Below are 21,089 nucleotides of genomic sequence, written 5' to 3'. Positions count from 1 at the left end.
AAATAACTCTCAGCTAAAAACCACAGATTGTTTAGATTGCATAGCATCTCTTTAGGTTTTCACTAAAGGGCTGAACGGAAACTCAAGCACAGACCTGAATCAGCTACGTTTCCGAAGCAGCACTCGTTCTAAAAAAACTGACGATCAGGTGGTTTTAAGGTCAGATTAAGTTCTTTTAGCTGCTTGGTAGAAGCCGTTGAGGGCGTTCAGCGGTGAAATGCTATCAAACCTTGAAAAAGATGTCAGAAAAGTTAAAAAAGTAGAAAGTCTAACTTCTGGGAGAGTTGACTTGAGCAAAAAGCGCTGGAAGGTAGATTGAAACTAAATTAAAACTAAAAAGTCGCGCTTTGATTTCTAAGATCCATAGGCAAGAAGATAGTCGCAGATTGCTTTAGAGATAGGAAGTATCGAGCGCAACAGTCGATTAAATTGTGGAAATAAAACTTTAGTTTGATGACTCAGGTTGAAATATTGAGCTGGGGGACGTGGCTCCGCTTTGAGAGTGAGCAATGGGGATGCTGAGAAATTGGATCGAAATCTAAATCTCTTCGGCATCTTGGGGGCAAGGTTCTATGATTAGAACTAAGGTTGAGCGAAAGGCGCATGGACGCGACATCGGAGTTTGCACTCTTCCCTGATGGTGGCGATCGCATCGAGCTGAGTCGTCTTTATCCCTGGAGCCAGGGGGCGTTGGTGGCCCACTTGCAGGAGCTTTTGGGTGCCTGCGGCTATCGACTCAGACCAGATGGAGATTTTGGCTGGATTACTGAGTCAGCGGTGCGAGATTTTCAGCGGCGCAACGGTCTGCGAGTGGATGGTATTGTAGGCGATCGCACTTGGGCGCTCCTGCTCTCGAGGGTGAAGCCAGGGTCGCGAACCATGCGATTAGGTTACTGTGGGTCAGACGTGAGGGAACTGCAAGGGCTGTTGCAGGTCTATGGCTATCGGGTTCGTCGCACAGACTGCTTTGACCATGACACCCAGGATGCTGTGTTAGCGTTTCAGCGATCGCACCATCTGGATGCGACAGGAGAGGTGACACCGATTACCTGGGCTGTGATGTGTGAGGGCAAAACCGGGCAGCCGCCCCCTACCCGAAGCAAGTGGCTTTTGGAGCGGGGGCGGTGGCGATAGGGTGCGGGGTGAGCGCGGATTGCACCTGGCTGATACGGCACTGAGCAATCGTTGTCCTGTCTGGGGAACGTTAAATCTTGAGGGGGCACGCAGGGTGACGGCGGGGGTGAGCTTGCTGGACTGGCTGCAAAAATGCCGAATTCTCAAAGCATCGGGATTTCAGCGAGAGCCAAGTTACCTGTTCAAGGCGGTGTTTGCTAAGCGTGGTTGATTAAGCGTTTTTTGATTTTGTTGAGTGAACGAGTGGGACAATCCAATGAGTGTTGAACTGACGATTCCAGATTCTGTTCTCAAGTCGATGCGGTTGCCGGAGCAGCATCTTGAACAGGTGTTGCTCAAAGAGCTGGCGATCGCCCTCTACGCCCAAGAGATGCTGTCTTTTGCTAAGGCGGCAGAACTGGCTGGGATGGAGAGCAGCGAATTTAGCCAGGTCGTGGGTGAGCGCGGCGTTAGCCCCCGGTGCAGCCGCGTCATCATGGATGGCGAGAGCGTCTTTGTGTGTAGCGACTAATGGGTTCCTCGCCGCGAGTAGACCGCTTTTTGGTCTGTGGGCTGGGTAGCCTGGGACAATATTGCGTCTATCACTTGCAGCGGTTTGCGACAGAGGGAACGACGGTCTACGTTACAGCAATCGACCGACAGCGCCCTGAGGAATGGGAAGTCGAAAATCTGACTGATTTGCTGGCGGAGGATTTGCTGATCGGGGACTGCCGGGATGAACCCGTGCTGCTCAAGGCAGGCGTGCAGCAGTGCCGGGCGGCGCTGATTGTTACGAGCAATGAAACGGTGAATATTGAAGCGGCGATCGCCATTCGTCAACTCAACCCAGACGTGCGGCTGGTGGTTCGCTCGTCTCGCCAAAGCCTCAACGAACTGCTCAAGCTGCGGCTCGGCAACTTCAACGCCTACGACCCGATGGAGATGCCTGCCTTTGCTTTTGCGATGGCGGGGCTACAGGTGGGTCTATTGGGCAGCTTCAACATTGGGGACACGCGCTTGCAGGTGGTGGAACAAACCGTGCAGCCCCGCGATCCCCGGTTTGACGATTCGCGTGCGGTGGCTCAGCACAAAAAATCCTACCGACTGCTTAGCCACCGTCCCCAGGCAGAAATCCCCGCCTCGCCAAACCGGGCGTTTTATCACTGGCAGATAGACACCCGCATTCAGGCGGGCGATACCATTGCCTACATAGAAATCGCAGACGCGCCAGATTATACCCAGCAGCAGGCAGGCGGTGACTGGCGATCGCGCTGGCGGGCTGGGCTGCAAGCCGTGCTAAAAGAGCAACCCATGCCGTGGTTTCGGCGAGTGCAGATGTGGATGCAGGCTAATCGAACCCGTCCGCTGGTTGCAATGGGTCTGGTCACAGCGCTGGTGCTGTGGGTGCTGGGGGCAACCATGCTCAAGATGACCGTGCCAGACTTGTCGTGGACAAAGGCGATCGCCTCCGGTGCAGTGCTGCTGTTAGGGGGCTATGGCGATGTATTTGGCGGTCTAGAAAACGACCCCGTTCCCGGCTGGGTTTACTTTGTCAGCCTGCTGATCACGATTATCAGCTTGCTGTTTGTATTGGGCGTGGTGGGCATTATTGCGGATAACCTGCTCAGTGCCCGATTCAGCTTTCTTCAACGACGACCGCCGATGCCCAAGCAGGGTCATGTTGTAATGGTTGGGCTTGGGCGCGTTGGCCAGCAGGTGGCAACCTGGCTTCAGACGTTTCGCCAGCCCTTCATCGTGTTGACCGATGTGGCGGACAATCTGGCGCTCTTTCCAAAAATCCCAATCATTGTGGGGAACCCGATTCAACAGATCCACCACGCCAATATTGAAACTGCCAAAAGCCTGGTCGTCGTCACAGACGACCAAATCTTGAATCTGGAAGTGGCGCTCACGGCGCGAGAACTGACCCGCCAGCAAAAGCAGCCACTACAGTTGGTGATTCGTTCGTATAATCAGCGGTTTAGCACTAGCTTGGCGACGCTGATCCCCAATGCTCGGGTGATGGCCGTTTCGGCACTGGCCGCAGAGGCATTTGTGGGTTCGGCCTTTGGCGAAAATATCCTGAGCCTGTTTCGGCTTAATGAACAGACAATTTTGGTGACAGAATTTTTGGTAGAAGCAGGCGATACGCTGGTGGGTAAGCTGCTCTCGCAAGTATCCTACGGCTACGGCGTGGTGCCGATTTTTTATGAGCGCAACAGTGAACGGCGGATGCTCGACAACAGCGATAGCCTGATGCCGTCGGAAACCTGGATGCTGCAAGCGGGCGATCGCCTCATTGTCCTGTCTACCATCGACGGGCTGCGGCGCATCGAGCGCGGACAGATGCGGGCCCCGCGCCCCTGGCGGCTTAGCATGGGCAAGCCCCTCAACCAAGGCAATCTCAGCGAGATTGGCATTACGCTGCACCGCATCTCAGGGTTAAACCTAAAAACTGCCAACGCCTTTGCCCGAAATTTGCCTGGCACTATCTATGTGCAGCTTTACGACTATCCCGCCCATCACCTGCTGACCGAACTGCGAAAGCTTGCGCCGGACGTAACGCTAGTGCCAATTGAGGAGGCAGAGAAGGAGGCAGAGAAAAAGTAGCGGCGTCAGAGTAGTGGCATAATGGCGTGAGCGTATCCCGATACTCTGACCTCTTCTACTCCACTCGCCAATCTGTGCCCACCTGAACCGTCACGTCCGATTGCAGGTTGCCAGTTCCTTCGACGCGCACTTCGCCAAGTCCGAGCGATCGCCGCACCGCCTCAGCCTTCCCAAGGTCGCCGCTCTGGGCAATAATGCGGGTTTCGCGCAGGGGTTCGCTCCAGTTTTCGTCAATGTAAACGTTATAAAATCCAGCATCCCGCAGCGCAAACAGCAGTTGCTCAGCCGCCGCCAAGTTCCCCGTAGAGTCTTGAATCGCAATCCTGATACCATAATCTGTCTCAGAAGAGACAGAATCAACGCTCGGCTCAGCGTAAGGATCTGCCACTGCGTCGCCTAGCTCCGAATGGAGTCCAAAGTATTCGCTGCTCATCTCCAGAATGCGGGAACGGCTCGGCAGCCAGTAGCTAGCTTCATAATCTCCAGCCCCGCTAAACTCTCCCGGCAACATTAGCATTTGCAAGTCAGCCCGCTTGAGCTGTGCTGCAAAGCCTACCAGCGCTACCAGTTCCTCGACGGTCAGGTTTGTGTCAACATTTTCCTGAATTACCGAGAGGATTTGTGGAATGCGCGTAAGTGTGGCCGGACTGAGGGTCTGCTCGACCAACGCCCGCATCAGAGTTTGCTGCCGCTGCACCCGCCCAATATCACCATAGGCATCGTAGCGGAACCGCAGAAATTGCAGCGCCTGTTCGCCATTGAGGTGCTGTTCGCCCTGCTTCAGGTCGATATAAAGATGCTGGGAATGGTCGGTATATTTCATGTCCTTGGGCACATAGACCGTCACGCCGCCCAGCGCATCGATCAGCTTTTCGACCCCCTGCACATTGATCCGCACATACCGATCAACAGGTACACCCCCTAGCAGATTGCTAACCGATTGAGCCGCCAACGCCGGGCCGCCGTAGGCATTGGCTTCGTTCAGCTTGGTTACGCCCAGCCCAGCGACGCGGGTGCGTGTGTCTCGCGGCACCGATAGCACCACGAGTTTGCCCGTTTCGGGGCTGAATCGCAGCATCAGCATGGTGTCGGATAGCCCCTCGAAGGAGTTGACCAGTGCGTGATAGCCCAGATCGCGAACCTCGGGCGGCGGGTTGTCTACGTCAGAACTTAGCACCTTAATTCCCAGCACTAGGATATTGACGGGGCGCGTCAGCCGGGGCAGACGAAAGTTTAGCCCGGTCGCGATCTCTCCCTGGCCGAAGACTTTGGACTCTTCTGGTGAAAGCTGGCTCTGCAATAGCGGCGTGCTGGCCAACGTCATAGCAAGCAGCGCTCCTGCCCCGGCGGAAACCGTTGCCACACCCAGCAACCCCAGCAATAGCCAGTGGAGTTTGATTTTTCTGGGTGGCAGGGGTTGGGTTTGAGGAGACAAGGAAGATCGAGCCTTTGGGGATGTCACGAGGGAAAACGGGTCTAAGAATGAACGTGTCGCTGAAGGCGTTGACGACTGTGGCGGTGGGGTGAGTTCCAACGCTTCATGCAGCATCTTAGCAACGATTTTGCAGAATGGACGATGCGGAGTGTGAGTAGATCTAGATCTCTGGAACTGGTCTAGGGCAGGCGATCGCTCATCTCGCTAATGCCCGGTAGCCGCAGCGGTTTGCGCTGCCACAGGCGTAGCATCAGCCAGAGCATGACGACGAAATAGCCGGAGGTAAGGGCGCTGTTGGCGACGAGGAGCGGAATCGCAGAGGTATCGGCGGCATGGGCCCCTGCGGCTAGCGCTATGTAGCCCATCAGCCAGCCTAACCCCAGCGTTGTGGACAGCCGCGCCGCCTGCCGTTCGCGGCGATTCCCGTAGGGATCGCTTTGCGAATCGCCCTTTCGTACCGACAGCGCCCACATCGCCGGAATCAAGCCTAGCACAGGCACCAGATAGACAAACATGCGAATTCGCTTGAGCTGTTGGGGGTCGTAGGGGTCGTCGTAGGGGTTGGGCATATGGAGGGATGGGTTGATGGGTTGACGAAGCGGCGAGGGGTCGGGTGATAGGGGTTGGAATCGCTGCACAGACTTTCTCCAAGACTCCAAGACTCCAACACGCTGCCTCAGACTTCTCGGCGCGGATCAAGCGCATCCTGTAGACCGTCGCCGATGTAGTTGATGCTGAGGACGGTGAGGAAAATCATCAGACCAGGGAAGACAGCCATGTGGGGGGCAGTTTCGATGCGGTTGTAGGCATCGAACAGCATTCGGCCCCAGGTGGGCACGTCGGGCGGAAAGCCGAGTCCCAAAAAGCTGAGGGTAGATTCCGTGAGAATGGCAGTGGCGATCGCCAGCGTGGCCGACACAATCACTGGACTCAGCACATTGGGCAGCAGATGATGCCAGATGAGATGGCCCGGACGCGCCCCCATTGCCCGCGCTGCGGCGATAAAGTCGCGGTTTCGCAAGGAGAGGAACCCGGCCCGCACCAGCCGCGCCGTACTCATCCAATTCAGCCCGCCAATGACGCAGACAACGAGGAGGAAGATGCCCCACTCTGGACCGGCGATCGCCCGTGCAGTGTTGCGAAACAGGTAGACGACTAGCAGCAGCAGGGGCAGTTGGGGCAGCGCCAGAAACAGGTCAGTCAGTCGCATTAATAGCGTGTCGATCAGTCCGCCATAAAATCCGGCGATCGCCCCAATGCCTACCCCCAACCCAATGCTCAGCGCCATTGCCGCCACCCCCACCGCCAGAGAAATGCGGCCACCCACCAGCACCCGCGCCAGTTGGTCTTGCCCCAGATCATTGGTGCCAAAAGGGTGAACCAGGCTGGGCGGAGCCGCCGCCTGCCCAAAGTCAATCGCTGTTGCCGAGACAGGGTAGACCCACGGCCCCACCAGCACTGCCAGTCCCAACAGGCTCAGTAGCCAAAGCCCTAGCATCGCCGTCCAGCTTCGCCGAAATCGCCGCCATGCGGATTGCCACAGAGCAGACGGCTGCAACACAAGCGGTTCCGATAGGGCGACCATTGCTTGTTACTGCCCCCCAACTTGTTCGGTTACCTGGCTGCTGGTGGGTTCGGTTGCCTGCTGTCCGGCTTCCCGGGCCGATAGCCCATTCCCCTGCGTACCAAAGAACCAGAGGACAGCCGCCGCTTCTGCCCGCGTCACGGGCTTTTTGGGCTGAAACAGGGTGGTATAGCCAAAGGCGCGACGGATGTTCGACAGATCGGCGTTTTGGAAATCGGCCAGCACCGCCCGCTGGGCCCGTGGGTCAATGCTGGCAGCGTCCTGAAAGCCCCAGGTTTGCTGCACAGCTTCTAGCGTGGCGTTAGGCAGCGAACGACGCAGATCCAGCGGCGTTTTCCAGAGGATCAGGTCTTCGCGGGTGAGGGGTGCGTCGGGGCGAAAGGTGACGATGGTGCTGTTGCCCGATAGCGGGCTGGGGACAAGGCCAGCGCTGGCTAGCCCCTGAATTACTGCGAAATCTGGATCGCTGCTGGGCACGTCCTGAAAGGCGGGCGCTTCTGAGGGAGACGCGGGGCGAATTTTGTTAGCGGGCTGGTTTGCAAAAATTGCGTTGTTTGCAGCCATCAGCCAGCGGGCAAACTCGCGGCGGGTAATGGTTTGACCTGGCTTGAATTCAGACGCAGCAGGCGTAATCTGAAGAACGCCCAATTCTGCCAGGTCGGTGATGTAGGGCTGCAAATCGGTTGGGGCCTGGGCCAGGTCGGTGAAGCGCAGCGGTGCCGTGCTAAGGGAGCCTGGGCTATTGGCCGCTGCGCTAGGCGGGCTGGGTCGCCAGTTTGTGGCGGGGCGAGGCGACGCAGAGGCGGCGGGCGATTCGGATGGGGAAGCGGGCGGGGCGATCGCCCCCGGAGAGTCTGGCGCGGTGGGCGAGGGCGTGTCCTCCGGCGACGCAGGCGGATTGGGCAGCCCCGGCTCCTCTCCTGCACCATTGATCAGCGCTGGATCAGGCGCAAGGCGGCGCTGAAAATCGGCGCTGCAAGCCGCCAGCGGCAGCACCGTGCTAATCAGCAGCCCGATGGCGATTTGTTTTCCCCTCAGCACAACAGTCACAGTCTCGATTCACCGGCTGAAAACTCGTCAACTCTACGCTAGCGCAAGTGAAGGGATAGGATGTGCCAGGATAGGCGCTGAGCTTTTGGAGTTTGGCATCGCGCAGAGTTTGGCATCGCGATAGACGCTACACCCGCTATGAATGTGCGTAAATGATTCTCGGTTGCCCTTTCCCTCTCACTCAACCGTGAATCATGTCAGACCTGCAAGCCGATCCAGTCTTCTATTCCAGCGTCATGATTGAACACATTGTGCCGCGCAGTAAGGAACTGCCGTTTCGGCGGTGGCACGCGGAACTGCTGCATCGCGCTCGGCAGTTTCCGGGCTATATCCGGACGGATCTATGCCCGCCGCTGGTGTGTCGGGATGGCGTGGTGAAGTGGTATTCGGTGATGCACTTTGATACGCCAGAGCATTTGAATGAGTGGGTGCAGTCGAGCGATCGCAAAGAATTGGTGATCGCGGGGCAGGGCTTTTTGCAGGAATATCGCTTTAAATCTTTTACAACGGGGTTAGAGGGCTGGTTTTCGCAGGCATCGGGCACAGAGCGGCCCGCCCTGGGGCCTGCGCCCTGGAAGCAAGTGCTGTCGGTGGTGATGGGGCTATACCCCACCGTGATGATTCAATCATTGGTGTTTGGGGCGCTGGGCATTATGCAAGACTGGCCGCCGGGCAGCGCCATGCTGGTGAACAACCTGATTACCAGCTCAATTCTGACCTGGGGCGTGATGCCGCTGGTGTCGCGGCTGCTGACGTTTTGGCTAGAGCCGCCCTATCGGCGATCGCCCACCCGCGTTAATCTCCAGGGCGCAGTGCTGGTGGGGGTTGCACTCTTGCTCATGATGACGGTGTTTAATCACGTAGAGTTAGGTACGTAGAGTAGGGTTCGGGGTCGAACTCTAATTTCTAGTCCCAAAGTTTCTAATCCCAAATCTTGTGATCCCGACCTGGTTGTCGATGTATTTTGCATAACCGCCAAAAATGGGCGATCGCCCTTATTTGTAAAGCGTTTGGTAATATTTGGCGGGTCAAAGCTTAAATTTTTAATTCGTAAATTCCAGCACCTTGCTGATCCCTGTGAGGATAGGGTCTATCGTTTGGTTCCTGGCAAGCCAGGAGTTGAGAGTCTGCACAGGTCTGCAATCGCGGGTGATGTCTAGCGGGTGATTCTTTGCGTGTGATTTTTCACGGGCTGTTTTTGGTGTGAGCGCAGTTTTTTGGTTTTCAGTTTTTTGCTTTTCAAAGAGTCATCGGGTTGCGATCGCCCGCTCTAGGCTGTGCAGATTGGATTGGAATACTGAAAAGTTCTTTACGGTTCAAAACATTTCATCTTGGATATCAAATCAGGAGATTGACGAATGAGCTATGCTGTAGCGCCAGCAGAGACTCGCAGCATGGTGGCGCTGGTTGCCCCATTGTCAGGTCAGTTGGTTCCGATTGAGCAGGTGCCCGATCCGGTATTCGCTCAAAAAATGGTGGGCGATGGCGTGTCGATTGACCCGACTAGTCAGACGTTGCTGGCCCCCTGCGATGGCGAGGTGATTCAGCTTCACCCGTCTAACCACGCGGTGACGGTGAAAACAGCGGACGGACTGGAAGTGTTAATGCACATTGGGTTGGACACGGTGACGCTGCGCGGGGAAGGGTTTGTGCCGCGAGTGCAGGTGGGCGATCGCGTCCAGGTGGGCGACCCGCTGATTAATTTCGACGCGGATTTTGTAGCCACCCACGCCCGCAGCCTGCTGACCCAGATTGTGATCACCAACAGCGATCGCGTGGCCAAGTTTGAGCCGCGTCTGGGTTCAGTGGTTGCCGGGCAAGACATCGCGCTAGATCTGGCGCTGGGCGACGTTTCGGAAGATGGGACGGTCATTGGCGGGGTGACGGTTGCCTCGGAACCGATCGTCATTCCCAACCCGACGGGGCTACACGCCCGCCCCTCTGCGGTGCTGTCTACGCTGGCAAAAAAGTATAAATCCGACATTCGCCTTAAGTATGGCGACAAATCTGCCAACACCCGCAGCGTGATTGGTCTGATGGGCATGGCAGTGGGCAATGGCGCGACAGTGCAACTCGAAGCCAGCGGTCCCGATGCCGAAGCGGCGATCGCCGAACTGAGCGAAGCCCTCCGTACCGGCCTGGGCGAAGAAGGCGCAAAACCCATAGCCGTGGCGGCTAGCATCGAACAACCAGAAATTTCTAAACCTGCACCCCGACCCCGCTCGGAAGATCCGAACGTCGTTCTGGGGGTGGCCGCGTCGCCGGGGGTGGCGGTCGGCTATCTGCGGCGGGTGCAGCAGCAAGAAATCGCTGTTTCGGAGCATGGCGGCACGCCCAACGAGGAACGGCGCAAACTAGAGCAGGCGATCGCCAAAGCCGCCCAGGATGTGGAAGCACTGCGCGCCAAAGTCCACGGCCAGGGCGATCCGAAAAAGTCCGCTATCTTTGCCGCGCATCAGGAAATTCTGGGCGATCCAGAACTGATGGACACGGCAGTCAGCGCCATCGACAAGGGCAAGAGTGCCGCCTATGCCTGGAAGCAGACCTATACCAGCCAAGCCGAAATGCTGTCTAAGCTAGATAACGCACTCCTGGCAGAACGGGCAAATGATCTGCGGGATGTGGGCGATCGCGTCTTGCGAATTCTCACCGGGGTCACTGCCGAAGTTGTCACCTATCCCGAACATACCGTGCTGGCGGCGGAAGACCTCACCCCGTCGGACATGGCCACGCTTGATCCGACGAAAATCGTGGGCTTCTGTACAGTAGCAGGGGGCGCAACGTCCCACGTCTCCATCCTGGCGCGGGCGATGGATATTCCCTCGATGGCAGGCACGGAGCCGCGAGTGTTGGAACTGCCCGAAGGAACCCCCGTTATCCTAGACGGCAGCAAGGGACGGCTGCGGCTGAACCCCTCTGCGGAGGAAATGGAGCGCACTCAGCAGCGCATTGCCCGTGTCAAAGAACGCCGCCAGCGAGAACTGGCAACTGCGTTTGAACCTGCAATCACAACAGACGGACACCGCATTGAGGTCGTGGCCAACATTAGCAATGCCGAAGAGGGCGCAAAATCGGTCAAATTCGGCGGCGAGGGCGTGGGGCTGCTGCGGTCGGAACTGGTGTTTATGGAGCGCGACAGCGCCCCCGACGAAGACGAGCAGACCGCCATCTACAGCGCTGCTGCCAGAGCGCTAGACGGTCGTCCGCTGATTATTCGCACGCTGGATGTAGGTGGCGACAAACCCCTGCCCTACCTGCCCATTCCCCACGAAGAAAACCCCTTCCTGGGCGAACGCGGCATCCGGCTTGGGTTCGATCGCCCAGAAATTCTCCGCACCCAGTTCCGCGCCATCCTCCGCGCCTCCGAGGCAGGCAAGGTTCGCATCATGTTCCCCATGATCGCTCGCCTGGAAGAATGGCACATGGCCAAGCAAATGCTGGAAGAGGAGCGTCAGTCCCTTGGGGTTGCCCCGATTGAAGCTGGAATCATGGTGGAGGTGCCCTCGACAGCAGTCATGGCAGAACAGTTTGCCCGTGAGGTAGACTTCTTCTCCGTTGGCACCAACGACCTGACGCAGTACACCCTGGCGATGGATCGCGGCCATCCCAAGCTGGCTCCCTACGCCGACGCGCTGAATCCCGGTGTGTTGGGGCTGATTGGCATGGCGGCTCGCGCTGCGAATAAGCATGGCAAATGGTGTGGCGTGTGTGGCGGCGTGGCAGGCGATCCGCAGGCTGTGCCGATTCTGATTGGTCTGGGCGTGAAGGAACTCAGCGTTAGTGCGCCTACGATTCCCAGTGTCAAAGCTCAAATTCGCACGCTGAGCCTGGCCGATTGCCAGCGCCTCGCAGAACAAGCCCTTGCTGCGGATACGGCCGAAGCCGTGCGTGAACTAGTGCCCCTGGCGGAGGATTAGGGCGATAGGCCGATGGGATGGCGGTAGAGCGAAGGGGGTTGAAGCACGCCCGCTCGCTCCATTGCTTCATAGCCATCGCGTCAGATATTGCAATCATGTATTGCAATCGTGCTATTGCAATGGTGTTACCGCAATGGTGCTATTGCAATGGTGCAACGCTATTCCGCTAACTCCCCAATTCACTCCCCAATACTCTCCTCTTCAAAAAACTATGTGGAAAAAATTCTTCGCGCTCGCGCAGCAGATGGGCAAGGCCCTAATGCTGCCTGTGTCGATTTTGCCGATTGCGGGGCTGCTGCTAGGGTTGGGCAGCGCCCGACTGATTGAGATTCAGAACCTGGCCAGCGGCACGATTACGAAAACAACTTTTGGGTTTATCCCGGAGTGGCTGGCGACGATCATAAAAGCGTCGGGGGACGCGATTTTCGGTGTGCTGCCGCTGATTTTTGCCGTTGCGGTGGCGATCGCCTACACGGGCAACGACGGCGTTTCAGCGCTGGCAGCAACCGTTGGCTTTATGGTGTTCATTGCGGCGCTGGGTGCGTTTGGCACCGCACGGGGCTTTGTCACCGAGGCGCAAATTCAAGACCTGATCCAGCAGGGGCAGGAAACGCCCACTATCTGGATGAAGCCCGTACTCGGCATTTTGACGCTCGATACGGGCGTGTTTGGCGGATTGATCATGGGCTGCATTGCGGCGTACCTGTTCAACCGCTTCTTTCGGATTCAGCTGCCGCAATATCTGGGGTTCTTTGCGGGCAAGCGGTTTGTGCCGATTATCACGTCCTTGACGGCGATCGCCGTTGCGGCCCTCATGAGCCTGATTTGGCCCCCCATCGGCGGTGCGATCAACAGCTTTGCCAACGCTGCCGCCAGCGGGAATAACATTCCACTTTCGGCTGGACTGTATGCGCTGGTTGAGCGATCGCTCTTACCCTTCGGTCTGCACCACGTCTGGAACGTGCCCTTCTTCTTCCAGATTGGCTCCTACACCGATCCCGTGACCAACCAACTGGTGCGCGGCGACATCAACCGCTTCTTTGCAGGCGACCCCACTGCGGGCATCCTGGGCGGGGGTTACTGGTTCAAGATGTTCGGGCTGCCCGCCGCGGCCATGGCCATCTGGCAGTCGGCAAAGCCCAAAAACCGCGCCGTTACAGGCAGTTTGATGGTGTCGGCAGCGCTGACCTCGTTTTTGACTGGCATTACCGAACCACTAGAATTCTCGTTCCTGTTTGTGGCTCCGGCGCTCTACGCGATCCACGCAGTCATGGCGGGCATTTGCGACTTCCTATTTGTGGCGCTGGGCGGGCGCATGGGCTTTACCTTCTCCCAGGGCTTTATTGACTTTGCCCTGTTCAATCAGCTTGGGAACTGGAACGGCAACAAGGGCGATGTGTGGAAGCTGATCATCGGCGGCGGCATTGTAGCAGCGGCGGTGTACTATTTCGTGTTCCGCGCCGCAATTCGGATGTTTGACTTCAAAACGCCGGGTCGCGAAGTTGAAGAGGAACTGCCCGACGGGATGACCGTGGCACCCACGGCGGCAGGCGGCATGGCGCTGGGGCTGGTGCAGGCTTTTGGGGGACGCGGCAACATTGAGGTTATGGACGCTTGCATCACCCGCCTGCGGATTACCGTCAAGGATAAGAGCAAGGTAAACAAGGCGCGGCTCAAGGCGCTAGGCGCTTCGGGCGTGCTGGAGGTGGGCAACAGTGTGCAGGCGATCTTTGGCCCACGCTCAGAAAACCTCAAAACCGACATGATCGAGTATCTGAAAACGGCTGGCCCGGAAGCGGATTTAGGTTACACCCCGGCTACAGGTGAAGCCGAAACAGTCGAAGAGGCTGCGGTGGGCAGCGGCGCTCCGGCCCGCGACCCAATGGCCGCCGAAAAGGCCGAAAACCTGATCATCGCCCTCGGGGGCCGCCGCAATATCCGCAGTGTGGAGCCTGCTGCCCTGACGCGCCTGCGGGTCGAGGTGGCAGACGACAGCGCGGTAGATGACTCGGCCCTCAGCGCGGCCGGAGCCAACGGCGTGATGCACCTGACTGACCACAAGCTGCATGTGCTGGTGGGGCTAAATGCAGACCAGTATGCCGACGAGATGAAGCGGCAGTTGACTCACGTCTAAAGGGCTGGGATAGCTCAAAAGAGATAGGTCTAAAAGGGCGAGGATGGGCAGCGGTGGACTGCCCATCCTCGCGCCCCATTCTACGCCAAGCAATCATTTCTGAACTGCGTCACGTCTAGCACCATGCCCTCGCGGGCTAGTTTTACGTTGGGATAGCGAGACTGTACGTCTTGCTCGATGGTGTCTAGAAAATCGTCCTCGTGGGCTGGGTCGTGATGGAACATAATGACCTGTTTAACCCTGGCGGCGATCGCCAGATCGATTCCTGACTGCCAGCCGTGGTTCTGTTCTCCGGTGGCTGCTTCGGGGTCAACCAGGGCGTGATCGCTGATGTAGGCTGCGTCGTAAATCAGCAGGTCAGCATCCTGCGCCAGATATTTCAGGTTTTGCTCTACCGAATCGGGCGATCGCTCGGTATCTGTGGCATAGACCACCGAATAGCCGCCCCAGGTGACGCGATATCCCAGCGCTCCGTTCGGGCGGTTCAGCGACACTGCCTCCACCGTCACATCCTCAATTGGAATCACCGACCCCGGCACGATATCTACAAACTTGAGATCCGCCTGCATCACCTGCAACGGCACGGGAAAATTGGGGCGCAGCATTTGGTCTGAGAGGCGCTGCTTGATGGATGCGCCATTCGGGCCAGCCGCCCCATAGATATAAAAGCAATTTCCTGATACAAATGCGGGCGCAAAAAACGGAAATCCCTGGATACGATCCCAGTGCGTGTGGGTAAAAAACAGGTGCGCTTCGACGGGCATTTCATCGCGCAGATGCTTGCCCAGCAGGCGCAGTCCCGTCCCTCCGTCGAAAATAATTCGCCGCCCAGCGACTTGCATCTCTACGCAGGGCGTATTGCCTCCATAACGCACCATCTCAACACCTGGCGTGGGCACACTGCCGCGAACGCCCCAAAATTTAACCGTAAAGGTTTGGGGGTCTATCTGCATAACTTGAGGAGTGTCCGCGACCGCATAGAAACCAACCGAGGAAATATTAAAACCGGACATGGGAGGTCAAACGTACGGGCCTTGCCGAGGATGTGTCGCACGAGAGCAGCTGGGTCATGAGTCGAGCCTCAGTGGGCGATTGCCCCAGACCGATTCACCCAAGTCGAGCCTCAGCAATAGATTTAGCATTCCCTGATTTAACCAGTTTGGCTCATGGGATGCACAGATTTACCCGTCCATCCAGTTGACTTTATGACATGACTGCATAAAGCTCCGGATAAATTCACAGCACTCCGGATACTATTGCTCCGAATACCATTGCTCCGAATACTATTCCTGAGCAAGTTCTGGGCAAGACGCTCCAGTTTGCGAGATGTGTCAGAACAAGTGCCATGCACCTCAGTATAAATGCCCCCCATCCAAATTGACTGCTTCCCATCACCCCACAAGGCGTTACAGCAGTGCAGCCAAGACAGCGGTGCAGCCATGCAAGCGGACTCTAGATACAACTCATCAAAGCAACGCAGCCAATTGGCAGGGATGTAATGCAGATTTTACCGTAAGAGATAAAAACGAAGACCGCTTCCTCAGCAGAAAGCGGCCTGAACGTTAGGTTCCCTGCGGGTGATCCTGGGCGGTGTAGCCTTTGTGCGATCGCACGAGCCGCAGTAGCAAACGGGTCGAAAGCAAGGCCTGGAACGATCGAGCGCCACAGGCCTCTAATCAAGATCCGCACTAGGGGTGGAACAGCAGATCCGGGAAGAAGCGGTTGAACTCAATCAGAATGCCAGCCGTGATGAACATCCAGATCGTTGCCAGCACGGGGGCGGTCGAGAGGTACTTCAAGAAATACTGCATGAACAATGCTCCGAAACGTGAGAGACGTTAGCTTGAGAGACCGTTGAAAACCTGGTTGAAATCCTGTAAAAACGCGAGATGTGCGGGCCACACCAAGGCAAGAGCGCCTAGCGAGGGGACACCGTGATTTCGTTGTCGGGGGCAGTCAGCTTACCCGTGGTAAACTCCTGCACCGCAGCTAGCGGCCACAGCAGCCCGGTCGTCATGAATTTCACAGCACGGGGCACGTCGATGATAATCTCGGCCATTTCAGGCTCTTTGTCGCCACGCACCGAAATCACGTAGGCGCGACCGACCCAGCCAATCCACCCGGCAATATAGAGAAACAAAATGCTAGGAATGAGAAACTCGCCCGCATGGGAAAGGCTGCCGTCTACGATGAGATGAGGCAGACCATCTTCGCCGCACAGCACGGAGGAATAGGACTGGAACCGGGCTTTGGCTTGGGCAGTAACAGCCTTGGCAGCCCGCGCCTGAAACGCTGGCGAATCGGCGCAGGGGGTCAGGTTATAGGCGGAGGCGGGGGCAGCAAATCCTCCCCACAAGGAAACCGCCAATACGAGGGCAAATAGCTGAGCAAACAACTTGCGCATGGAATTGCTTCCCTTGTTACAAAATGCAACGACTTATTACAAACAATTAAGATGCTTTTAGAACAGCATTCACGCTTTGGAGCGATCATACTCCGCAAGCGAAGCGTGACCACGTTAAGCTTTTAGAAAATTGACAAGCGCTCAAGGAAAATCGCTGGCAATTGCCAGAAGCCTTGGTAGGATTAGCTCTTGACGACTTTTGATATTAGCTTGAAGCGAGTACAGGCGCTACAAAAGTTCAAAGAACTCTACATTTGGGGTTGGGCGGGAAGTGGAGTATTCGAGTTAGGAACCAAGCTTGAGATGCCAACGGTTTTAGCGTTAGAGACAAGTTGTGATGAAACCGCAGTGGCGGTGGTGCGCGATCGCCATCTGTTGAGCAATGTGGTGTCGTCACAAATCCAGGTTCACCAGCAGTATGGCGGTGTGGTGCCGGAGGTGGCCTCGCGGCAGCATCTGGAGGCAATGAACTGGGCGATCGCCCAGGCGTTGACCGATAGTGGGCTGGGCTGGGCAGACATCGACGGTGTGGCGGCCACCTGTGCGCCGGGGCTGGTGGGGGCGCTGCTGGTGGGGCTAACGGCTGCAAAAACGCTGGCCATGCTGCACAACAAGCCGTTTATTGGCGTGCATCATCTGGAAGGGCATATCTATGCCTCCTATCTCAGCGAACCGCAGCTAGAGCCGCCGTTTCTCTGTCTGCTAGTGTCGGGTGGGCATACGAGCCTGATCTACGTCAAAGATTGCGGCCAGTATGAAACGCTGGGCGAAACCCGCGACGATGCCGCTGGAGAAGCCTTTGATAAAGTGGCGCGGCTGATGGGGCTGGGCTATCCGGGCGGGCCAGTGATCGATCGTTTGGCAAAAGACGGCAATCCGCAGGCGTTTGCGCTGCCGGAGGGCAAAATTTCCCTGCCAGAGGGCGGCTATCATCCCTACGATTCCAGCTTTAGCGGCCTAAAGACGGCGATGCTGCGGCTGACCCAAAGTTTGCAAAACTCGTCTAAACCGCTGCCTGTAGCTGACCTGGCCGCCAGCTTTCAAGACACGGTGGCGCGATCGCTCACTAAACGGGTGATCGCCTGCGCCAAAGATTATGGACTGGGGGCGATCGCCGTTGGAGGCGGTGTGGCGGCCAACAGCGGCCTGCGGCTGAGGCTCCAGGAAGCGGCTGAGGCAGAAAATCTGCGCGTCCTCTTCCCACCGCTCAAGTTTTGCACCGACAACGCCGCCATGATCGCCTGCGCCGCTGCCGACCACCTGAAGCACGGGCACACCTCGCCGCTGACGCTGGGCGTGCAGTCTCGCTTGCCGCTGTCGCAGGTGATGTCGCTGTATCAGTAGGGGTTAGGGGTTAGGGGTTAGGGGTTAGGGGTTGGGGATTAGGCAGTGTTTTAGAACTTTCTGGGTCGTTGATTGCCTTGGGTCGATCCCCCTAAATCCCCGCGCTTACGCGCCGCTGCGCTAGAAACAAGGAGACTCCCGGAGTGGTTCAGCTCGGTTCCCCCCTTTTTTAAGGGGGGCTAGGGGGGATCAAAGGGTTTTAAAGCACGCCCTAGGGCTGGTTATCGGTTCCTGGTAACAAGTATCCCGCCGAAACCGCCTGCTGAATCAAGCCTTCTACCAGGGGCCAGAGCGCGGGAGCGCCTTGCTGCACCGCCTGCATCCGCCACAAAACGCGATCGCGCGTCACGCCATGCTGCTTCCAAGTGCCGCCCTCGGTTTGCAAATTGTGCAAAAACGGCTGGAGCCGATCGAGGGCGTGGGCAAACTGGGCATCCCGTGTCTTCGCTGCTTCAAATTCTTCCCAGCAGCTACGGAGAGTTTGTCCCAGGTCGGGCGGCAGCAGCCCAAACAGGCGGTCGGCGGCGGCTTGCTCTCGATTGGCTTTGTCCTGATTAGCCTGCATGTCAAACGCGAAGGTGTCGCCCGCGTCGATTTCTACCAGGTCGTGCAGCAGCACCATCTGCACCACCCGCGACAGGTCGATGGGGGCGGGCGCATATTCTGCCAGGGCGATCGCCATCAGGGCTAGATGCCACGAATGTTCGGCGCTGTTTTCTCGGCGCGAGGCATCGGTCAGCAAGGTCTGGCGCAGCACGCCTTTCAACTTGTCGATTTCCAGAACAAACTGGATCTGCTGGGCGAGACGAGTCGGCGCAAGGTCAAAATCAAAACCCGAAAATTCCATCGTGAAGCAGCAAAAGCGAGTCCAGCTCTCACCCTAGCACTTGCGCCCGCCTGCTAAACCTAAGAACGCGGCGCATACATCATCACGCAAACGCCCAACAGCACAATGGCGCTGCCCAGCCAGTCCAATCGATCGGGAGCAAGACCATCGACCTGCCAGCCCCACAGCAGCGACAGCACGATGAACACGCCGCCATAGGCCGCATAGGCCCGTCCAAAATTCGCAGGCTGCTGCGTTGCCACAAAGCCATACACCGTCAGCAGCACCGTGCCCACCAAAATCAGCACCGATGGCCTGCCTTCGCGCACGGCCAGCCAAACCAGATAGCCGCCGCCAATTTCGCACAGCCCTGACAGAATGAAAAAACCTAGAGATTGCAGCATGGACTACTCTACTGCTTCTAGTTGGCGAATTAGCGTTTGGGTAAAGTGATAGCCTTCCCGGTTGCCCTGCTGCTGGAAGAGGTCTAGCGCTCGTTGGAGGTCGTCTAGTCCGGCCTGGCGATCGCCCTGCTCAAACCGCAGCAGCCCACGATTGCCGTAGGCTTCAGCAAAATTGGGATTCAGGGCGATCGCCTGATCATAATCGCTCAGTGCCCCACGCCAATCTCCCAGCGCTGTTTGCACCTTGCCCCGGTTGTAGTGCAAGTCTGCGTTTTGGGCATTGAGCGCAATAGCCTGGTCAAAGTCTTGCAGGGCATTTTGAAGATTACCTAACATCAGGTAAGCCACAGCGCGATCGCCATAGGCTTGGGCATAGCCGCGGTCTAGTTCGATTGCCTGACTCAGATCGGCGATCGCAGTTTGGGGGTTGCCAAGATCGATCTGCGCCTCGCCGCGACCATAGATAGCCCTGGCGTTGTCTGGTTCTAGCCGGAGAGCTTGCTCAAAGTCGGCGATCGCCCCGTCAAAGTTGCCCACATCATGATGTGCCTGCCCACGATGCAGATAGGCGGCCGTGAGGTTGGGATCTTGCTGGAGTGCCCGCGTGTAGGCGGCGATCGCCTCGCGGAAGTTGCCGCGATCGGCTGCTTGATGCCCCAGCCGAAGCAATTCTTCTGGGCTAGCTTCGGCAACTCGCACCTGCACGGGCATTTGGGCGGCCACAGGCACCACCGTTATCCAGAAAATTAGCCCCAGCGATGCAATCCCGCTCAGGTTTTTGATCATGGCTAAACCTCCGATTACGAGAAGACCTGGATGAACCTTGCGACCAGTTCACACCAGCATCAGTGCAAAACATCCAGGAGCAAGCAGCGTTTGCTACTCGCCCCTAGCTTATCGAAGCTGCCAAAGAAATGTGAAGCTTACGTGAAGCTGCCGTAGCCCTCTTACAGCAGTCCCCCTACAGCAGTCTCCTTACAGCAGTCCTAGAGAATGGAGCGGGCCATGTCCGCTGATCAGCTCTACCAGAAGCGCCAGGAAGCCCAGCATCGCCAGTCGCCCATTCCACACCTCCGCAGCCGTCGTCATGCCCCACTCCCAGCGCTCTGGCGGGTAGATCTTGGTGGTTTCGGAAGGGCGGGCGATCTGGTCTAGCGTCAGGTTGGGTGAATTGAGTGCATCAACCACCATCTCTGCCAGATCGTTGATAAACACAGGATGGGTGTTGAGGGCAGGCACTCGCTGAAAATTGTGAATCCCCGCTTCTTCGGCAATCTCGCGGTATTCGATGTCGATTTCTTGCAGCGTTTCGATGTGTTCCGACACAAAGCTGATGGGCACGACCAGGAGATCCTGAACGCCCTGAGCAGCGAGTTCGGCGATCGCATCTTCGGTATACGGTCGCAGCCACTCCACCGGGCCGACGCGGCTCTGATAAGCCAGCGTGTGAGCATTGGGGCGATTCAGCGTCCGCATGATTAGCTCGGTGCATTCCTCAATTTCGCGCTGGTAGGGGTCGCCCGCCTCTTCGACATAGCTCAGCGGCACGCCGTGGGCGCTAAAGAAGATATGAACCTCACTGGGATTTTCAAACTGGTCAAGCTGTTGAGCAATCAGGTCGGCCATTGCCCGCAGGTAGCCGGGGCGCTTGTACCAGGACGGAATCACCGTGTGGTCAATCCGTCGTAGCGTTGGATCTTCCGACCAAATTTTTTCGAGCAGGCGGAAACTGGAACCGCTGGTGCTAATGGAAAACTGCGGGTAAAGCGGCAGAATCACCAGCCGATCAATACCGTCGCGCTTGATGCGGGCGATCGCCTCTTCAGTAAAGGGATACCAGTAGCGCATCCCGATGTAGACTTGCGCCTCCTGTCCTTTTTGCTGAAGCTCGGCTTGCAGCGCCTGCCCCTGTTCCTCAGTGATGCGGCGCAGCGGAGAGCCGCCGCCGATCTGGCGATAGTTTTCCTGAGACTTGCGGGTGCGGCTATTGGCGATTAGCCAGGCCAATGGCTTTTGCAGCCAAGGAAACGGCAGCCGAATAATTTCCGGGTCGGAAAACAGGTTATAGAGGAACGGGCGCACATCCTCTAGCTGATCCGGCCCTCCCAGGTTTAATAGCAAAACCCCAACACGACCCATAGTGACTACGGCTTCCCTTGGCTTTAATATTTGTTACTGATTTTAACAACGATTCAACCTGAGAGACTTTCTCAACTACACCGAACTCCAAAAGCTTAAACTTTCGTAATCTTTTAGCAAATCTGTCT

The 21,089-nt window shown here is 57.3% G+C and carries 18 protein-coding genes; 7 read left to right on the top strand and 11 right to left on the bottom strand.

Features of this window, described 5'->3' with window-relative positions:
* Positions 1 to 603 precede the first annotated feature (603 nt).
* From O77CONTIG1_RS07985 to O77CONTIG1_RS07975, 3 genes are all read left to right on the top strand, one after another.
* Entirely contained in the window at positions 604 to 1,134 is a 531-nt protein-coding gene (locus O77CONTIG1_RS07985) for a peptidoglycan-binding domain-containing protein (RefSeq protein ID WP_084782363.1), read from the top strand.
* 256 nt (positions 1,135 to 1,390) lie between these two features.
* Positions 1,391 to 1,645 carry a UPF0175 family protein gene (locus O77CONTIG1_RS07980; protein WP_068509563.1) on the top strand — a complete coding sequence of 85 codons (255 nt, stop codon included), beginning with the start codon at positions 1,391 to 1,393 and terminating at the stop codon, positions 1,643 to 1,645.
* On the top strand, positions 1,645 to 3,723 hold the full coding sequence (locus O77CONTIG1_RS07975; RefSeq protein WP_068509562.1) for a potassium channel protein: 2,079 nt from the start codon (positions 1,645 to 1,647) through the stop codon (positions 3,721 to 3,723). The genes O77CONTIG1_RS07980 and O77CONTIG1_RS07975 overlap by 1 nt, the downstream gene beginning before the upstream one ends.
* Before the next feature lie 55 nt (positions 3,724 to 3,778).
* Here O77CONTIG1_RS07975 and O77CONTIG1_RS07970 read toward each other — a convergent pair whose 3' ends face one another.
* From O77CONTIG1_RS07970 to O77CONTIG1_RS07955, 4 genes are all read right to left on the bottom strand, one after another.
* Positions 3,779 to 5,158, bottom strand: coding sequence for an LCP family protein (locus tag O77CONTIG1_RS07970; protein WP_225894715.1), 1,380 nt, complete (start codon positions 5,156 to 5,158; stop codon positions 3,779 to 3,781).
* 179 nt (positions 5,159 to 5,337) lie between these two features.
* On the bottom strand, positions 5,338 to 5,796 hold the full coding sequence (locus tag O77CONTIG1_RS07965) for a hypothetical protein (RefSeq protein WP_197673347.1): 459 nt from the start codon (positions 5,794 to 5,796) through the stop codon (positions 5,338 to 5,340).
* A 38-nt stretch (positions 5,797 to 5,834) separates the two neighbouring features.
* Positions 5,835 to 6,743 carry an ABC transporter permease gene (locus tag O77CONTIG1_RS07960; RefSeq protein ID WP_068509558.1) on the bottom strand — a complete coding sequence of 303 codons (909 nt, stop codon included), beginning with the start codon at positions 6,741 to 6,743 and terminating at the stop codon, positions 5,835 to 5,837.
* A gap of 6 nt (positions 6,744 to 6,749) precedes the next feature.
* A complete protein-coding gene (locus O77CONTIG1_RS07955; protein ID WP_286132610.1) occupies positions 6,750 to 7,784 on the bottom strand; it encodes an S-layer homology domain-containing protein in 1,035 nt (344 codons plus the stop codon).
* Between the two features lie 203 nt (positions 7,785 to 7,987).
* Here O77CONTIG1_RS07955 and O77CONTIG1_RS07950 point away from each other — a divergent pair, with 203 nt between their 5' ends.
* From O77CONTIG1_RS07950 to O77CONTIG1_RS07940, 3 genes are all read left to right on the top strand, one after another.
* The gene (locus O77CONTIG1_RS07950; protein ID WP_068509551.1) at positions 7,988 to 8,671 is read left to right on the top strand and encodes a hypothetical protein; all 684 of its coding nucleotides are present in this window, start codon (positions 7,988 to 7,990) and stop codon (positions 8,669 to 8,671) included.
* A gap of 480 nt (positions 8,672 to 9,151) precedes the next feature.
* A complete protein-coding gene (ptsP, locus tag O77CONTIG1_RS07945; protein WP_068509549.1) occupies positions 9,152 to 11,710 on the top strand; it encodes a phosphoenolpyruvate--protein phosphotransferase in 2,559 nt (852 codons plus the stop codon).
* Between the two features lie 244 nt (positions 11,711 to 11,954).
* Positions 11,955 to 13,844, top strand: a complete 1,890-nt coding sequence (locus O77CONTIG1_RS07940; protein WP_286132609.1) for a PTS transporter subunit EIIC — start codon at positions 11,955 to 11,957, stop codon at positions 13,842 to 13,844.
* A gap of 80 nt (positions 13,845 to 13,924) precedes the next feature.
* Here the strand turns inward: O77CONTIG1_RS07940 and O77CONTIG1_RS07935 are convergent, their stop codons facing one another.
* The 3 genes from O77CONTIG1_RS07935 to O77CONTIG1_RS07925 form a co-directional block, all read right to left on the bottom strand.
* Positions 13,925 to 14,797: an MBL fold metallo-hydrolase gene (locus tag O77CONTIG1_RS07935; protein WP_068516228.1), complete on the bottom strand. Its 873-nt coding sequence runs from the start codon at positions 14,795 to 14,797 to the stop codon at positions 13,925 to 13,927.
* Between the two features lie 735 nt (positions 14,798 to 15,532).
* Positions 15,533 to 15,655 carry a photosystem I reaction center subunit IX gene (gene psaJ, locus O77CONTIG1_RS07930; RefSeq protein ID WP_068509544.1) on the bottom strand — a complete coding sequence of 41 codons (123 nt, stop codon included), beginning with the start codon at positions 15,653 to 15,655 and terminating at the stop codon, positions 15,533 to 15,535.
* Between the two features lie 107 nt (positions 15,656 to 15,762).
* Positions 15,763 to 16,248, bottom strand: coding sequence for a Photosystem I reaction center subunit III (locus O77CONTIG1_RS07925; protein ID WP_068509541.1), 486 nt, complete (start codon positions 16,246 to 16,248; stop codon positions 15,763 to 15,765).
* Positions 16,249 to 16,551: 303 nt separating this feature from the next.
* Between O77CONTIG1_RS07925 and tsaD the strand changes: the two genes are divergently transcribed.
* Entirely contained in the window at positions 16,552 to 17,592 is a 1,041-nt protein-coding gene (gene tsaD / locus O77CONTIG1_RS07920) for a tRNA (adenosine(37)-N6)-threonylcarbamoyltransferase complex transferase subunit TsaD (protein WP_068509539.1), read from the top strand.
* Positions 17,593 to 17,803: 211 nt separating this feature from the next.
* Here the strand turns inward: tsaD and O77CONTIG1_RS07915 are convergent, their stop codons facing one another.
* The 4 genes from O77CONTIG1_RS07915 to hemH form a co-directional block, all read right to left on the bottom strand.
* Complete coding sequence (locus O77CONTIG1_RS07915) at positions 17,804 to 18,439, bottom strand: HD domain-containing protein (RefSeq protein ID WP_068509536.1); 636 nt, start codon at positions 18,437 to 18,439, stop codon at positions 17,804 to 17,806.
* Between the two features lie 59 nt (positions 18,440 to 18,498).
* The gene (locus tag O77CONTIG1_RS07910; protein ID WP_068509534.1) at positions 18,499 to 18,822 is read right to left on the bottom strand and encodes a YnfA family protein; all 324 of its coding nucleotides are present in this window, start codon (positions 18,820 to 18,822) and stop codon (positions 18,499 to 18,501) included.
* A gap of 3 nt (positions 18,823 to 18,825) precedes the next feature.
* Positions 18,826 to 19,608 carry a tetratricopeptide repeat protein gene (locus tag O77CONTIG1_RS07905; protein WP_068509530.1) on the bottom strand — a complete coding sequence of 261 codons (783 nt, stop codon included), beginning with the start codon at positions 19,606 to 19,608 and terminating at the stop codon, positions 18,826 to 18,828.
* Between the two features lie 189 nt (positions 19,609 to 19,797).
* On the bottom strand, positions 19,798 to 20,961 hold the full coding sequence (gene hemH / locus O77CONTIG1_RS07900) for a ferrochelatase (RefSeq protein ID WP_068509528.1): 1,164 nt from the start codon (positions 20,959 to 20,961) through the stop codon (positions 19,798 to 19,800).
* Between the last annotated feature and the right edge of the window lie 128 nt (positions 20,962 to 21,089).

Origin of the sequence: Leptolyngbya sp. O-77, from assembly GCF_001548395.1 — a bacterium.
Lineage (GTDB): Bacteria > Cyanobacteriota > Cyanobacteriia > Elainellales > Elainellaceae > Thermoleptolyngbya.
Note: the sequence above shows the minus strand (reverse complement) of the source record. Positions and strands in the feature narration are given on the sequence as shown.